This window comes from Streptomyces sp. NPDC001231 (assembly GCF_042896885.1).
GTDB lineage: Bacteria > Actinomycetota > Actinomycetes > Streptomycetales > Streptomycetaceae > Streptomyces.
In genome coordinates this window covers 218891-233158 of record NZ_JBIAXS010000011.1, presented here as the reverse complement: position 1 = coordinate 233158, position 14268 = coordinate 218891, and the positions used below count along the sequence as shown (strand labels likewise).

Annotated in this window: 18 protein-coding genes; 3 read left to right on the top strand and 15 right to left on the bottom strand. The window is 68.4% G+C overall.

What is annotated here, in order from left to right:
• The first annotated feature begins 167 nt into the window (after positions 1-167).
• Both coaA and ACFY3J_RS16390 read left to right on the top strand, forming a co-directional pair.
• A complete protein-coding gene (gene coaA / locus ACFY3J_RS16395) occupies positions 168-1136 on the top strand; it encodes a type I pantothenate kinase (RefSeq protein ID WP_384175896.1) in 969 nt (322 codons plus the stop codon).
• Positions 1137-1152: 16 nt separating this feature from the next.
• Positions 1153-2106: a DUF389 domain-containing protein gene (locus ACFY3J_RS16390; protein ID WP_384175898.1), complete on the top strand. Its 954-nt coding sequence runs from the start codon at positions 1153-1155 to the stop codon at positions 2104-2106.
• 12 nt (positions 2107-2118) lie between these two features.
• Here ACFY3J_RS16390 and glmM read toward each other — a convergent pair whose 3' ends face one another.
• From glmM to rplM, 3 genes are all read right to left on the bottom strand, one after another.
• Positions 2119-3477 (bottom strand): phosphoglucosamine mutase, encoded by a 1359-nt coding sequence (gene glmM / locus ACFY3J_RS16385; protein ID WP_384175900.1) that lies wholly within the window; start codon positions 3475-3477, stop codon positions 2119-2121.
• 203 nt (positions 3478-3680) lie between these two features.
• A complete protein-coding gene (gene rpsI, locus ACFY3J_RS16380; RefSeq protein WP_095750302.1) occupies positions 3681-4193 on the bottom strand; it encodes a 30S ribosomal protein S9 in 513 nt (170 codons plus the stop codon).
• A gap of 42 nt (positions 4194-4235) precedes the next feature.
• Positions 4236-4679 carry a 50S ribosomal protein L13 gene (gene rplM / locus ACFY3J_RS16375; RefSeq protein WP_390841079.1) on the bottom strand — a complete coding sequence of 148 codons (444 nt, stop codon included), beginning with the start codon at positions 4677-4679 and terminating at the stop codon, positions 4236-4238.
• 378 nt (positions 4680-5057) lie between these two features.
• Between rplM and ACFY3J_RS16370 the strand changes: the two genes are divergently transcribed.
• A complete protein-coding gene (locus tag ACFY3J_RS16370; RefSeq protein ID WP_384175903.1) occupies positions 5058-5939 on the top strand; it encodes a hypothetical protein in 882 nt (293 codons plus the stop codon).
• Between the two features lie 58 nt (positions 5940-5997).
• Here the strand turns inward: ACFY3J_RS16370 and truA are convergent, their stop codons facing one another.
• From truA to rpmD, 12 genes are all read right to left on the bottom strand, one after another.
• Complete coding sequence (gene truA / locus ACFY3J_RS16365; protein WP_390841077.1) at positions 5998-6852, bottom strand: tRNA pseudouridine(38-40) synthase TruA; 855 nt, start codon at positions 6850-6852, stop codon at positions 5998-6000.
• Between the two features lie 91 nt (positions 6853-6943).
• A complete protein-coding gene (gene rplQ / locus ACFY3J_RS16360; protein ID WP_384175907.1) occupies positions 6944-7438 on the bottom strand; it encodes a 50S ribosomal protein L17 in 495 nt (164 codons plus the stop codon).
• A 178-nt stretch (positions 7439-7616) separates the two neighbouring features.
• Positions 7617-8639, bottom strand: coding sequence for a DNA-directed RNA polymerase subunit alpha (locus ACFY3J_RS16355; protein WP_003966937.1), 1023 nt, complete (start codon positions 8637-8639; stop codon positions 7617-7619).
• Between the two features lie 147 nt (positions 8640-8786).
• Positions 8787-9191: a 30S ribosomal protein S11 gene (gene rpsK, locus ACFY3J_RS16350; RefSeq protein WP_003956432.1), complete on the bottom strand. Its 405-nt coding sequence runs from the start codon at positions 9189-9191 to the stop codon at positions 8787-8789.
• A 69-nt stretch (positions 9192-9260) separates the two neighbouring features.
• Positions 9261-9641 (bottom strand): 30S ribosomal protein S13, encoded by a 381-nt coding sequence (gene rpsM, locus ACFY3J_RS16345; RefSeq protein ID WP_141359361.1) that lies wholly within the window; start codon positions 9639-9641, stop codon positions 9261-9263.
• 197 nt (positions 9642-9838) lie between these two features.
• Positions 9839-9952: a 50S ribosomal protein L36 gene (rpmJ, locus tag ACFY3J_RS16340; RefSeq protein ID WP_003974245.1), complete on the bottom strand. Its 114-nt coding sequence runs from the start codon at positions 9950-9952 to the stop codon at positions 9839-9841.
• 66 nt (positions 9953-10018) lie between these two features.
• Positions 10019-10240, bottom strand: coding sequence for a translation initiation factor IF-1 (infA, locus tag ACFY3J_RS16335; RefSeq protein ID WP_003948620.1), 222 nt, complete (start codon positions 10238-10240; stop codon positions 10019-10021).
• Positions 10241-10434: 194 nt separating this feature from the next.
• Positions 10435-11271, bottom strand: a complete 837-nt coding sequence (gene map / locus ACFY3J_RS16330) for a type I methionyl aminopeptidase (protein ID WP_390841076.1) — start codon at positions 11269-11271, stop codon at positions 10435-10437.
• 223 nt (positions 11272-11494) lie between these two features.
• Complete coding sequence (locus tag ACFY3J_RS16325; RefSeq protein ID WP_225077988.1) at positions 11495-12145, bottom strand: adenylate kinase; 651 nt, start codon at positions 12143-12145, stop codon at positions 11495-11497.
• Positions 12145-13458 (bottom strand): preprotein translocase subunit SecY, encoded by a 1314-nt coding sequence (gene secY / locus ACFY3J_RS16320; RefSeq protein ID WP_384176328.1) that lies wholly within the window; start codon positions 13456-13458, stop codon positions 12145-12147. The genes ACFY3J_RS16325 and secY overlap by 1 nt, the downstream gene beginning before the upstream one ends.
• Positions 13459-13626: 168 nt before the next feature.
• Entirely contained in the window at positions 13627-14082 is a 456-nt protein-coding gene (rplO, locus tag ACFY3J_RS16315; protein ID WP_141359368.1) for a 50S ribosomal protein L15, read from the bottom strand.
• 2 nt (positions 14083-14084) lie between these two features.
• On the bottom strand, positions 14085-14267 hold the full coding sequence (gene rpmD, locus ACFY3J_RS16310; RefSeq protein ID WP_361422424.1) for a 50S ribosomal protein L30: 183 nt from the start codon (positions 14265-14267) through the stop codon (positions 14085-14087).
• Position 14268: the final 1 nt, after the last annotated feature.

Genomic DNA, 14268 nt, shown 5'->3' with positions numbered 1-14268 from the left:
TCGCTACGAACGCAAGGCAGAGCACTTCCTTGCCTTCACCAGCATCGCCTGCACCCTCATCTGCTACCGCCGACTCGCCAAATGAGATGACCTCTAAGTGACACACCCCACCCTGCGCGCTGTTCGAACTCCGTTAACAATGGAATGTGATCTCTCCGGTCTCCTCGATGCCCCGGAGCGCCCACCGGTCCCGGCCGGAGGCGACTCCCTACGTCGACCTCACCCGCGCCGAGTGGAGCGCGTTGCGTGACAAGACGCCGTTGCCGCTCTCCGCCGCGGAGGTCGAACGGCTGCGCGGTCTCGGCGACGTGATCGACCTCGACGAGGTACGCGACATCTACCTCCCGCTGTCCCGGCTGCTCAATCTCTACGTCGGCGCCACGGACGGGCTGCGCGGCGCGCTGAACACGTTCCTCGGCGAGAAGGGGTCCCAGTCGGGCACGCCCTTCGTGATCGGGGTGGCCGGCTCGGTCGCCGTGGGCAAGTCGACCGTCGCCCGGCTGCTCCAGGCGCTGCTGTCCCGCTGGCCCGAGCATCCGCGGGTCGAACTGGTCACCACCGACGGGTTCCTGCTGCCGACCCGGGAGTTGGAGGCGCGGGGGCTGATGTCGCGCAAAGGGTTCCCGGAGTCGTACGACCGGCGGGCCCTGACCCGGTTCGTCGCCGACATCAAGGCGGGCAAGGACGAGGTGACCGCGCCCGTCTACTCCCACCTCATCTACGACATCGTCCCCGGCGAGAAGCTCACCGTACGGCGTCCCGACATCCTGATCGTCGAGGGCCTGAACGTCCTCCAGCCCGCCCTGCCCGGCACGGACGGCCGCACCAGGGTCGGGCTCGCCGACTACTTCGACTTCAGCGTGTACGTCGACGCGCGCGCCGAGGACATCGAGCGGTGGTACCTGAACCGGTTCGGCAAGCTGCGCACGACGGCCTTCCAGGACCCGTCCTCGTACTTCCGCAAGTACACCCAGGTGTCCGAGGCGGAGGCCCTCGACTACGCCCGCACGATGTGGCGGACGATCAACAAGCCGAACCTGGTGGAGAACATCGCCCCCACCCGGGGCCGTGCCACGCTCGTGCTGCGCAAGGGACCCGACCACAAGGTGCAGCGGCTGAGCCTGCGGAAACTGTGACGTCTACGCTGCCGCCATGCTGCATCTGCGCCTGATCACACCGCACGAACAGACCGACGACGTGGTGCGTCTGATCGAGACGACGGTCGGTACCGCGCACCTCGTCGTGCTGCCCTCCGCCGCCCGCAGCCCGGCCGGTGACGTGGTCCTGTGCGACGTCGCACGCGAAGCGGGTGACGAACTCCTCGACGGGCTGAGGAAGTTGGGGATCGAACAGAGCGGCTCCGTCTCCGTCGAGAGCCCCGACCTGACGCTCTCCGCCCAGGCCGAGCGGGCCGAAAGGGCGGCACCGGGCGAGGGCGCGGACGCGGTGCTGTGGCAGGAGCTGACGGAGGCCACGCACGAGGAGTCGACGCTGTCGGTCACCTACCTCGCGTTCATCACCCTGGCCACCATGATCGCCGCCTGTGGCGTGGTGCTCGACAACGCCGTCCTGATCGTCGGCGCGATGGCCGTGGGACCGGAGTTCGGACCGCTGGCGGGCATCGGCACGGCCCTGGTCCAGCGGGCCCCGCGGCTGGCGCTGCGCTCGCTGATCGCCCTGCTGGCAGGGTTCGCGATGGCGATGGCGGTCACGGCGGGCTTCACGCTGTTCATGGACGCCGTCGGGCTGTTCAGCAAGGCGAAGCTGGAGGGCGCCCGGCCCAACACCGCCTTCGTCTACGCCCCCGACGCGTTCTCCTTCGTCGTGGCCGTCCTCGCCGGAGCCGCCGGCACGCTCTCGCTGACCTCCGCCAAGTCCGGCGCCCTGATCGGCGTGGCCATCTCCGTGACCACCGTCCCGGCCGCCGCCAACGCGGCCGTCGCGCTCGCCTACGGCGACACCGCCCAGACCCTGGGCTCGACGGTCCAGCTCCTGCTGAACATGCTCGGCATCGTCCTGGCCGGCACGCTCACCCTGCTCGCCCAGAAGTGGTTCTGGGCGAGGCAACGCGAGCGCGTGTCCAAGGCCGGCCAGGGCCTGGGCTAGATCCGGCCGGGACTAGCCGAGCGCCGACTTCACCGAATCCGCCAGGCGGCCCGCCACCGAGCGGGCCTGCTCGATGTCCGCGGCCTCGACCATGACCCGGACCAGCGGCTCGGTACCCGACGGGCGCAGCAGCACCCGGCCGGTCCCGCCCAGCTCCCGCTCCGCCTCGGCGACCGCGGTGGCCAGGTCGGCGGAGGTCTTCACCCGGGACTTGTCCACGTCGGGGACGTTGATGAGGACCTGCGGCAGGCGCTCCATCACGGAGGCCAGGTCCCGCAGCGTACGGCCGGTCCCGGCGACCCGGGCGGCCAGCAACAGGCCGGTGAGCGTGCCGTCGCCGGTCGTGGCGTGGTCCAGGATGATGACGTGGCCGGACTGCTCGCCGCCGAGGGCGTAGTCCTTGTCCTTCATCTCCTCCAGGACGTAGCGGTCGCCGACGGCGGTCTGCACGAGCTGGATGCCCTCGCGCTCCATGGCCAGCTTGAAGCCCAGGTTCGACATCACGGTCGCGACGACGGTGTCGGAGCGCAGTGCGGAACGCTCACGCATCGCCAGCGCGAGCACGGCCAGGATCTGGTCGCCGTCGACCTCCTCGCCCGTGTGGTCCACGGCCAGGCAGCGGTCGGCGTCGCCGTCGTGCGCGATGCCGAGGTCGGCGCCGTGCTCGACGACGGCGGCCTTGAGCGGGCCGAGGTGGGTCGAGCCGCAGCCGTCGTTGATGTTGAGGCCGTCCGGGTCGGCGCCGATGGTGACGACCTCGGCCCCGGCACGCCGGAAGGCCTCCGGCGAGACGCCGGACGCGGCGCCGTGCGCCTCGTCGAGCACGATCTTCAGTCCGTCGAGCCGGTTCGGCAGGACGCCGACGAGGTGGCCGACGTACCCGTCGAAGCCCTCGTCGTAGTCGCGTACCCGGCCCACACCGGCGCCCGTCGGGCGGTTCCAGGGCGCGCCGGTGCGGTGCTCCTCGTAGACGGACTCGATCCGGTCCTCCAGCTCGTCGGCGAGCTTGTGACCGCCCCGGGCGAAGAACTTGATGCCGTTGTCGGGCATGGCGTTGTGGCTGGCCGAGAGCATCACGCCGAGGTCGGCGCCGAGCGCCCCGGTCAGGTACGCCACCGCCGGCGTCGGCAGCACGCCGACCCGCAGGACGTCCACGCCCGCGCTCGCCAGGCCCGCGACCACGGCCGCCTCCAGGAACTCCCCGGACGCGCGCGGATCCCGCCCGACCACCGCCGTCGGCCGGTGGCCTTCGAAGGTGCCCGCCTCGGCCAGTACGTGCGCCGCCGCGACCGAGAGGCCGAGCGCCAGCTCGGCGGTCAGGTCCGCGTTGGCGACGCCACGGACGCCGTCCGTGCCGAAGAGTCGTCCCACTTGTCCTCCTGAGGAAGCGTCAGTTCGAGAAGGGGCCGGTCCGTGGGCCGGTCCATGGCATTCGACGCTCCGGGCATCCGATCACACCAGCCGTTGAGCACCTTGTGCCGTTATACGCCGAAGCCTTGCGATAAACGAACGCCCCGGAGGCACATAGGCGTGCCGCCGGGGCGTTCGGAGTACGTGCAGGGGCGCCGCTGAGATTAGCGCTTGCTGTACTGCGGGGCCTTGCGGGCCTTCTTCAGACCGGCCTTCTTGCGCTCGACCGCACGGTCGTCACGACGCAGGAAGCCGGCCTTCTTCAGCGCGCCGCGGTTGTTGTCGACGTCGGCCTCGTTCAGGGCACGGGCGACACCGAGACGGAGGGCACCGGCCTGGCCGGAGACGCCGCCACCGGCGATGCGGGCGATGACGTCGTAACGGCCCTCGAGCTCGAGCACCTTGAAGGGCTCGTTGACTTCCTGCTGGTGCACCTTGTTCGGGAAGTAGTCCTCGAGGGTGCGGCCGTTGATCTTCCACTTGCCGGAGCCCGGAACGATCCGGACGCGGGCGATGGCGTTCTTGCGGCGGCCCAGGCCGGCGGCCGGCTGCGGCTCGCCGAAGCGGGAGGCCATGGACTCCGAGGTGTACTCGCCCTCGACGGGGACCTCGGACTCGGTGGTGTAGCTGTCGATGTCAAGCTCTTCGAGCGGCTGCTCGGCAGTGGTCTCGGCCACGATTCTCCTCAGATTCTCTTCAGTCTTAGGGGGTGGCCGGACTTACTGCGCGACCTGGGTGATCTCGAACGGCACCGGCTGCTGGGCGCCGTGCGGGTGCCGGTCACCCTTGTAGACCTTCAGCTTCGAGAGCATCTGACGGCCCAGGGAGTTCTTGGGGAGCATGCCCTTGACGGCCTTCTCGATGGCCTTCTCCGGGTTCTTGTCGAGCAGCTCGTCGTACCGGACGGAGCGCAGACCACCCGGGTAGCCGGAGTGGCGGTACGCCATCTTCTGGGTCCGCTTGTTGCCGGAGAGGTGCACCTTGTCCGCGTTGATGATGATGACGAAGTCACCAGCGTCGACGTGCGGCGCGTAGATCGGCTTGTGCTTGCCCCGCAGAAGGGTGGCGGCGGTGGACGCCAGGCGGCCCAGGACGACGTCCTGGGCGTCAATGACGTGCCACTGGCGCGTGATGTCGCCGGGCTTGGGGCTGTACGTACGCACGGTTCGTAGCCTTCGCTATCTTCAGTGAGTGGTCCTGACAAGGTCACCGAAGACGATCACGACAGCCCTGACCGCACCACGGTGACGCAAACCGCGTGCTGGTCGCTGGTCATCGGCCCGGTGGACCGGTGTAAGGGCCCGTCCCGTGAGAATGAGCAAGCCAATACACAACGAAGATGCAGGATACCCGTGGCGCCCTGGAACGGTCAAAACGGTGTGCGACCGCGGGTCCCGGCGGTTCCGGCGCCTCATTCCAGGCCGCTCGACGGCTGGTACCGGTCTGCGGCGTGTCGCTTTGTACCGGCGTGCACCTAAGGCCCCGGGAGGGCCGGCGGCGGGCGCGCGGAGGGCCCTCGGACCCCGTCTAAGATGCGCCCCATGAGTTATGGGCAGGGGGGCTCGCAGTCCCAGTGGGATCCCTGGAAACCGAATTCTGAGCAGTCGCGGAACAGCGGGGGCAGTGACCAGACCCCGGACTGGGCCGCGCTCGCCGAGGCCTCGGAGGCACGGAACAGAAGGCGCCGGCTGCTGTTCGTCGGCGGTGGCCTGCTGGCCACCGTCGGGATCGGCGCGGCCGTCGCCATGGCCGTGGTGTCGGCGAACGGCGACAACAACGCGTCGGGCGGCCCGGCCACCCGGTTGCCCGGCACCGCCGCCCTGCCGAGCGAGTCCGCCACGGGGCCGTCCTTCGCCCCGACCACCGCTCCGCCTCCGCTGGACCCGAAGGACTTCATATCCAGCGCGAAGAAGGACACGGCCCCGCTCAGCACGGACACGCTCTTCCCGGGCACCCAGCTGACCATGGGCGAGACCGTGTACAAGAAGGGCCCCACGGACGACGCCAAGAGCTGCGCCACGGCCGCCCAGGGCACGCTGGTCAAGGCCCTGACGGACAACGACTGCACCCGCCTGCTGCGGGTGACCTACAGCCAGGGCGGCGTCGCGGTCACGGTCGGCATCGCGGTCTTCGACACCGAGGCGCAGGCGCTCAAGGCGAAGAGCGAGACGGACAAGAAGAGCATCATCAAGCCGCTGTCCGGCAGCGGCGTCAAGGCCTTCTGCAACGGCGCCGTCTGCCGCTCCACGACCAACTCCTACGGCCGCTACGCCTACTTCACCCTCACCGGCTTCACCAACGGCACGAGCGTGACGAACAAGGACACCGCGGCCTTCCGGGCCGGCGACGACCTCGCCGAGTTCTCCTTCCAGCAGATCCGCCGGCGCGGCGAGACCCAGGCGTCGGCCGCGGCCAACCAGTAGCCGGACGCCCGCCGCGGCGCGGCGGCGGGCGACGCACGGGGGACCGGCGAACCGCCGCTCAGCAGCAGCCGGCCGCCGGCAGGGACCGCTTGTTGCGCGCCTCCCGGCTGCGCGCGGCGAGCAGCTCGTCGGCCGGGTAACCGACCTCCTCCAGGGTCAGCCCGTGCGGCCGCACGACGTGCACGGCGGAGTCCCGCACGCCCGCGGCCAGCACCTTTCCGGGCCAGTCCGGCGCGCGGTGGCCGTCACCGACGAACAGCAGCGCCCCTATGAGCGAGCGCACCATGTTGTGGCAGAACGCGTCGGCCCGGACGGTGGCCGTGATGATGCCGTCGCCGCCGCGTTCGAGGCTCAGCTTCTGGAGCGTGCGGATGGTGGTCGCGCCCTCGCGCCTCTTGCAGTAGGCGGCGAAGTCGTGCTCGCCCAGCAGCCGCCGCGCGGCCTCGTTCATCGCCTCGACGTCGAGGGGCCAGTCGTGCCACAGGACGTGGCCCCGCAGCAGCGGGTCGACACCGCCGGGGTTGTCGGTGACGCGGTAGGCGTAGCGGCGCCAGACGGCCGAGAACCGGGCGTTGAAACCGCTGGGCGCGGGCCGCAGCGCCCACACCCGCACATCCCTGGGCAGCCGCCCGGCGAGCCGCTTGAGCAGCTTCTCGTGGTGCTCGCGCCAGACGCGCTCGGGCAGGTCCACGTGCGCCACCTGGCCCCGCGCGTGCACCCCGGCGTCGGTTCGTCCGGCCACGGTCAGCTCGTACGTCTGCGCGGACCGCGTGACCGTGCGCAGCGCGTCCTCGATCTCCCCCTGCACGGTCCGCCTGCCACCGGCCTGCTTGGCCCAGCCGTGGAAGGCGGTGCCGTCGTAGGACAGGTCGAGACGGACGCGGACATGACCGGGCTGTACTTCGTCACTCACGTGCAGATCCTCTCAGGGCGGATCCCCTGCAAGAAACGCGGAAGCGGGCCCGCCCCGAGGGGCGGACCCGCTTCCGACGTCAGGCAGGGCCTCAGGCGTCCTTGGACTCCTCGGTCGCCTCGACCGGAGCCTCGTCCGCCTTGGTCTCCTCGACCTTGGCCTCCTCGGCCTCCTTGACCGCACGCTTGGTGGCGGCCTCGGCCTCACCCACGGCGTTCTGCTGCACCGTCAGCGCCTCGACCAGCTCGATCACGGCCATGGGCGCGTTGTCGCCACGGCGGTTGCCGATCTTGGTGATGCGGGTGTAGCCACCCGGACGGTTCTCGTAACGCGGGCCGATCTCGGCGAAGAGCGTGTGGACGATGCTCTTGTCCGTGATGACCTGGAGCACCTGGCGGCGGTTGTGAAGGTCGCCCTTCTTCGCCTTGGTGACCAGACGCTCGGCGTACGGGCGCAGGCGGCGGGCCTTCGCCTCGGTGGTGGTGATGCGGCCGTGCTCGAACAGCGCCTTCGCGAGGTTCGCGAGGAGCAGCTTCTCGTGCGCGGCGCTGCCGCCCAGACGGGCACCCTTGGCGGGCTTCGGCATGGTTCTTCTCCTAGTTGTCTGCCCCGGCCGTATCAGGTACCGGGGTCAGTATCCGAGCGAGCGGTCGCCCGTCGGAGATCCAGATGCCCCCGAAGAGGCATCTGGAAAGGCGCGGGGAACTACTGCGCGACCAGCCACAGCCGGCCCGCAGTCACAGTACGGCCTCCCCGCGGAGCGCTCAGTACTGCTCGGTCTCGACGAAACCGGCGTCCGCGTCGTCGTCGGCGCCGAACGCGTCCGCCGCGGCGGTCGGGTCGAATCCGGGCGGGCTGTCCTTCAGGGCCAGGCCCATGCCGGCCAGCTTCGCCTTGACCTCGTCGATGGACTTCGCACCGAAGTTGCGGATGTCCAGCAGGTCGGCCTCGGAGCGGGCGACGAGCTCACCCACGGAGTGGATGCCCTCACGCTTGAGGCAGTTGTAGGAGCGGACCGTGAGCTCCAGCTCCTCGATCGGCAGCGCCAGGTCGGCGGCCAGGGCGGCGTCCGTCGGGGACGGGCCCATGTCGATGCCCTCGGCGTCGATGTTGAGCTCGCGGGCCAGACCGAACAGCTCCACCAGGGTCTTGCCGGCCGACGCCATGGCGTCACGCGGACGCATGGCCTGCTTGGTCTCGACGTCGACGATCAGCTTGTCGAAGTCGGTGCGCTGCTCGACACGCGTGGCCTCGACCTTGTACGTGACCTTCAGCACCGGCGAGTAGATCGAGTCGACCGGGATACGGCCGATCTCCTGACCCACCTGCTTGTTCTGCACGGCGGAGACGTAGCCGCGACCGCGCTCGACGGTCAGCTCCATCTCCAGCTTGCCCTTGCCGTTGAGCGTGGCGAGGACCAGGTCGGGGTTGTGCACCTCGACACCGGCCGGCGGCGCGATGTCGGCGGCGGTGACCAGACCCGGGCCCTGCTTGCGCAGGTACATCACGACCGGCTCGTCGTGCTCCGAGGAGACGACCAGCTGCTTGATGTTGAGGATCAGGTCGGTGACGTCCTCCTTGACGCCCGGCACGGTGGTGAACTCGTGCAGGACGCCGTCGATGCGGATGCTGGTGACAGCAGCGCCGGGGATCGACGACAGGAGGGTGCGGCGCAGGGAGTTGCCGAGGGTGTAGCCGAAGCCCGGCTCCAGCGGCTCGATCACGAACCGGGAGCGGAACTCGTCGACGACCTCTTCGGTCAACGAGGGTCGCTGAGCGATCAGCATGTGTGGATCAGATCCTTCAGTCGTGGGCGCCCGCTATATGACGCCCGACCAGGCCGCACCGGAAAAAAGGTGCGGGTACTGCAAGGGTACGGGCGGCACGGCCCAAAAGGGCCGTACCGCCCGGAAACCGGCGTGAAGCAGCCGTGCTCAGACGCGGCGGCGCTTCGGCGGGCGGCAGCCGTTGTGCGGGGTCGGGGTGACGTCCTGGATGGAGCCGACCTCGAGACCGGTGGCCTGCAGGGAACGGATCGCGGTCTCACGGCCGGAGCCCGGACCCTTGACGAACACGTCGACCTTGCGCATGCCGTGCTCCTGGGCGCGGCGGGCAGCCGACTCGGCGGCCATCTGCGCGGCGAACGGCGTGGACTTCCGGGAACCCTTGAAGCCGACGTGGCCGGCGGAGGCCCAGGAGATCACGTTGCCCGACGGGTCGGTGATCGAAACGATGGTGTTGTTGAACGTGCTCTTGATGTGCGCGTGGCCGTGAGCGACGTTCTTCTTTTCCTTGCGGCGCACCTTCTTGGCAGCGCCCTGACGTCCCTTGGGGGGCATGTCGAAAACTCCTACGGGAGGTGGTCGGTCCTACAGCGAAGACCGCTGGACGGCGAGTGTCGCTGCGGACTACTTCTTGCCCGGCTTCTTCTTGCCGGCGATGGCGCGACGCGGGCCCTTGCGGGTGCGGGCGTTGGTGCTGGTGCGCTGACCGCGGACGGGCAGACCGCGGCGGTGACGCAGACCCTGGTAGCAGCCGATCTCGACCTTGCGGCGGATGTCGGCCTGGATCTCGCGACGGAGGTCACCCTCGGTCTTGATGTTGTTGTCGACGTACTCGCGGATCGCGACGAGCTGCTCCTCGGAGAGGTCGCGAACGCGGGTGTTCGGGTCGACGTCGGTGGCGGCCAGCGTCTGCTGGGAGAGGGTCCGGCCGATGCCGAACACGTAGGTGAGGGCGACCTCCACGCGCTTTTCGCGCGGGATGTCAACACCGGAAACGCGTGCCATTCAATGGCTCCAGTTGATCTTCGGAGGTCTTCCGCAGGACCGATTCCCGGCCGCCGTACCAGGTACGAACCGGGTCCCCGGCCTCCGAACCGGGGGTGTCAAGCCGCGCTGCGGCTCGGGTCCTGCGTATGAACATATTCAGCTCGCGTCGCGCGAATCTCTGCGATGGGAGTGCAGAGGGTGCGGTCGGTCGTGCGTCAGCCCTGGCGCTGCTTGTGGCGCGGGTTGTCGCAGATGACCATGACCCGGCCGTGACGGCGGATCACCCTGCACTTGTCGCAGATCTTCTTGACGCTCGGCTTGACCTTCATGGGATGTGAGGTTCTCCGGGTCAGTTGCCGGCGGCCCCCCGGTGGAACGCGGGGCCTGGGCAAGATCTACTTGTACCGGTAGACGATCCGGCCACGCGTGAGGTCGTACGGAGACAGCTCCACCACGACCCGGTCGTCAGGGAGGATGCGGATGTAGTGCATGCGCATCTTGCCGCTGATGTGTGCCAGGACCTGGTGGCCGTTCTGGAGCTCGACCTTGAACATGGCGTTCGGCAGAGACTCGACGACAGTGCCCTCGATCTCGATGGCACCTTGCTTCTTGGCCACGCTTCGCCCTTCGAATCGACTACCTTGATCGACTCCATGTCCCGCATGCGGACATGGGAATACATGAGAGCCGACGAGTCAGTCTACGTCAGCCCTCTGCGAAAGACGAATCGAGAAAGTCTGCCCCAGCTCCGAGATCATCATGCGGCCGGGTCCGACTCGGACCGGCGGCCGTAAGGCGGGCGGGGACCTTTTCAGGCCAGCGGGTCCGGCGCGGCCGTGATGCCGTGCTCGGCCAGCTTCGCCTTGCCGCCGTCCGGGGCCGTCAGGACCAGGGGACCCTGTTCGGTCAGGGCCACCGAGTGCTCCCAGTGGGAGGACCAGGTGCCGTCCGTGGTGATGACCGTCCAGTCGTCCTCGAGGACCTGGGTCCTCGGGGTGCCCAGGGAGACCATGGGCTCGATGGCCAGGCAGAAGCCGGGGACCAGCTTCGGGCCCTTGCCGCGCCGCCGGTCGACGTAGTTGAGCAGGTGCGGGTCCATGTGCATCTCGGTGCCGATGCCGTGGCCGCCGTAGTCCTCGATGATCCCGTAGCGGCCGCCGCCCGGCTTCGGCTGGCGGCGGATGTACGTCTCGACGGCACGGGAGATGTCGACCAGCCGGTTGCCCTGCTTCATGGCGGCGATGCCGGCCCACATCGACTCCTCGGTCACCCGGGAGAGCTCGACCAGTTCCGGGGAGTGACCGGAGCCGACGAACGCGGTGAAGGCCGCGTCGCCGTGCCAGCCGTCGATGATCGCGCCGCAGTCGATGGAGATGACGTCCCCGTCCTTGAGGACGACGTCGTCGGAGGGGATGCCGTGGACGACGACCTCGTTCACGGAGGTGCAGATCGTCGCGGGGAAGCCGCCGTAGCCGAGGAAGTTCGGCTTGGCGTTGTGCTCGGCGAGCACCTTGCGGGCCACCTGGTCCAGGTCCTTGGTGGTCGCCCCGGGCACGGCCGCCTCCCGGGTGGCCGCGTGGATGGCGGCGACGACCAGCCCCGCCGCACGCATCTTGGCGATCTGCTCGGGGGACTTGATCTGCACCATGGGGACTACGGCCTTTCTAGGACCGGAAGGAAGACGAACGCCTTCAACGATGACGGACGCGTTCAACAATACGGGGAAGCGGAACCGGGCCCGTCCAGCATGCGGGAACGAGGCCGTGCGGGCCGATGCGGGCGTCCGGGGGCACAGAACCGGGGACGACCGCACCGGCGCCGTGCACACGTCGGCCGCGGCCCCCAGAGGGAACCGCGGCCGAGCAGCGCGGCTAGTCGCGCTTGAGCGCCTCCAGCGCGCGCTGCGTGATCTCGTCCACCGGACCGAGCGAGGAGATCGTCACGACCAGGCCCTGCGCCCGGTAGTAGTCGATGATCGGCTCGGTCTGCGTGTGGTAGACCTCCAGCCGCTTGCGCACGGTCTCCTCGGAGTCGTCGTCCCGCTGGTACAGCTCACCGCCGCAGACGTCGCAGACGCCCTCCTTCTTCGGCGGGCTGTACGTCTCGTGGAAGACGTGCGCCGAGTCGTTGCGGCAGGTGCGGCGACCCGCGATGCGCTTGACGACCTCGTCCTCGGGGACCTCGAGGTCGAGGACCGCGTCCAGCTTCATGCCCTCGCCCTGGAGCAGCTTGTCCAGCGCCTCGGCCTGCGACACATTGCGCGGGAAACCGTCCAGCAGGAAGCCGCCCTCGGCGTCGGGCTGCTCCATGCGGTCCTTGGCCATCGCGATGGTGACCTCGTCGGGCACCAGGTTTCCGGCGTCCATGTAGGACTTCGCGAGCTTGCCGAGCTCCGTCTGCCGACTGATGTTGGCGCGGAACAGGTCACCGGTGGAGATGTGCGGAATGCTCAGCTTCCCGGCCAGGCGCGTGGCCTGTGTTCCTTTGCCGGCACCCGGCGGTCCGACGAGGACGATTCGCATCAGCGGAGGAACCCTTCATAATTGCGCTGCTGGAGCTGGCTCTCGATCTGCTTCACCGTCTCGAGTCCGACACCCACGATGATGAGGATGCTGGTCCCGCCGAAGGGGAAGTTCTGGTTCGCCCCGAAGCCGACCAACGCCATTGTCGGTACGAGAGCGATCAGGCCCAGATACAGCGAACCCGGCCAGGTGATCCGGTTGAGCACGTACGAAAGGTACTCAGCGGTCGGTCGGCCAGCCCGGATGCCCGGGATGAAGCCACCATACTTCTTCATGTTGTCGGCGACTTCTTCGGGGTTGAAGGAGATCGCCACGTAGAAGAAGGCGAAGAACACGATGAGCAGGAAGTACATCGTGATGTAGATCGGGTGGTCGCCCTTGGTCAGGTTCTGCTGAACCCAGGTCTTCCATCCGGAGTTGCCCCCGGAGAACTGGGCGATGAGTGCCGGAATGTAGAGCAGCGACGACGCGAAGATGACGGGGATCACACCCGCCTGGTTGACCTTCAGCGGGATGTACGTCGACGTACCACCGTAGGAACGGCGGCCGATCATGCGCTTGGCGTACTGCACCGGAATTCGGCGCTGGGCCTGTTCGACGAAGACGACCAGGCCGACCATGACCAGGCCGACGAGGATGACGGTGCCGAATTCGATCCAGCCCTCGGCGAGCTTGCCCTGCTTCTTGATGGCCCACAGAGCGGACGGGAAAGTGGCGGCGATCGAGATGAACATCAGGATCGACATGCCGTTGCCGATACCGCGGTCGGTGATGAGCTCACCGAGCCACATGACCGTGGCCGTACCGGCGGTCATGACGATCACCATGACGATCGTGTTGAAGATCGCCTGGTTCGGGACGATGCTCCCGGCCGCCGAGCATCCGGAGAACAGGGCGCCGCTGCGAGCGGTGGCCACCAGGCCGGTGCCCTGGAGGATGGCCAGCGCCACCGTCAGGTAGCGGGTGTACTGGGTGATCTTCGCGGTGCCGGTCTGGCCCTCCTTCTTGAGGGCCTCCAACCGCGGGATCACCACGGTCAGCAGCTGAAGGATGATGCTCGCCGTGATGTACGGCATGATGCCCAGAGCGAAGATCGTGATCTGCAGCAGCGCACCGCCGCTGAACATGTTCACCAGGCCGAAGAGGCCCTGGTTGCCCGAGGCCTCGCTGACACACTGCTGAACGGCCTTGTAGTTGACACCCGGGATCGGAATGTGGGTACCGACGCGGTACACCACGATGATGCCGAGCGTGAAGAGCAGCTTCTTGCGCAGGTCGGGCGTCCTGAACGCCCGGGCGAAGCCGGTGAGCACGGTGCCTCCTGCGACCCCGCGCAAGTGCGTCAGGGTGACGGTGGTGAGGTTCGACGACAAATAACGGTGCAGGCCACCTTACCGGCGATACTGCCTCCCGTGGAACGACCAACCGGGGATACCTCATTGTGAGGTACCCCCGGTCGGGACCGCTTTACGTCATCGGGCTCAGACGAGCTCGGTGACAGAACCGCCGGCGGCGGTGATCTTCTCCTTGGCGGAGCCGGAGACGGCGTCCACCGTCACCTGCAGCGCCACGGAGACCTCGCCCTGGCCGAGGACCTTGACGAGGCTGTTCTTGCGAACGGCACCCTTGGCCACCAGGTCCTCGACCGTGACCTCGCCACCCTCGGGGTAGAGCGCGGCCAGCTTGTCGAGGTTCACGACCTGGAACTCGGTCTTGAACGGGTTCTTGAAGCCCTTCAGCTTCGGGAGACGCATGTGCAGCGGCATCTGGCCGCCCTCGAAGCTCTCCGGAACCTGGTAGCGGGCCTTGGTGCCCTTGGTACCACGACCGGCCGTCTTACCCTTGGACGCCTCACCACGACCCACACGGGTCTTGGCGGTCTTGGCGCCCGGGGCGGGACGGAGGTTGTGGATCTTCAGCGGGTTCTGCTCCGCCATGATCAGTCGACCTCCTCGACCGTCACGAGGTGGCGGACGGTGTGCACCATGCCGCGGAACTCGGGGCGGTCCTCCTTGACGACCACGTCGCCGAGCTTCTTGAGCCCGAGCGAACGCAGGGTGTCACGGTGGTTCTGCTTGCTGCCGATGTAGGACTTGACCTGCGTGATCTTGAGCTGCGCCACG

Bases quoted from the DNA above. Each gene is read 5' to 3' on its own strand.
- rpmJ (WP_003974245.1), bottom strand. From the start codon at position 9,952: ATGAAGGTCAAGCCGAGCGTCAAGAAGATCTGCGACAAGTGCAGGGTG.
- coaA (WP_384175896.1), top strand. From the start codon at position 168: ATGCCCCGGAGCGCCCACCGGTCCCGGCCGGAGGCGACTCCCTACGTC.
- ACFY3J_RS16370 (WP_384175903.1), top strand. From the start codon at position 5,058: ATGAGTTATGGGCAGGGGGGCTCGCAGTCCCAGTGGGATCCCTGGAAA.
- map (WP_390841076.1), bottom strand. From the start codon at position 11,271: ATGGTGCAGATCAAGTCCCCCGAGCAGATCGCCAAGATGCGTGCGGCG.
- ACFY3J_RS16325 (WP_225077988.1), bottom strand. From the start codon at position 12,145: ATGCGAATCGTCCTCGTCGGACCGCCGGGTGCCGGCAAAGGAACACAG.
- rplO (WP_141359368.1), bottom strand. From the start codon at position 14,082: ATGGCGGAGCAGAACCCGCTGAAGATCCACAACCTCCGTCCCGCCCCG.
- rplQ (WP_384175907.1), bottom strand. From the start codon at position 7,438: ATGCCGAAGCCCGCCAAGGGTGCCCGTCTGGGCGGCAGCGCCGCGCAC.
- rpsK (WP_003956432.1), bottom strand. From the start codon at position 9,191: ATGCCCCCCAAGGGACGTCAGGGCGCTGCCAAGAAGGTGCGCCGCAAG.
- rpsM (WP_141359361.1), bottom strand. From the start codon at position 9,641: ATGGCACGCGTTTCCGGTGTTGACATCCCGCGCGAAAAGCGCGTGGAG.
- ACFY3J_RS16355 (WP_003966937.1), bottom strand. From the start codon at position 8,639: ATGCTGATCGCTCAGCGACCCTCGTTGACCGAAGAGGTCGTCGACGAG.
- ACFY3J_RS16390 (WP_384175898.1), top strand. From the start codon at position 1,153: ATGCTGCATCTGCGCCTGATCACACCGCACGAACAGACCGACGACGTG.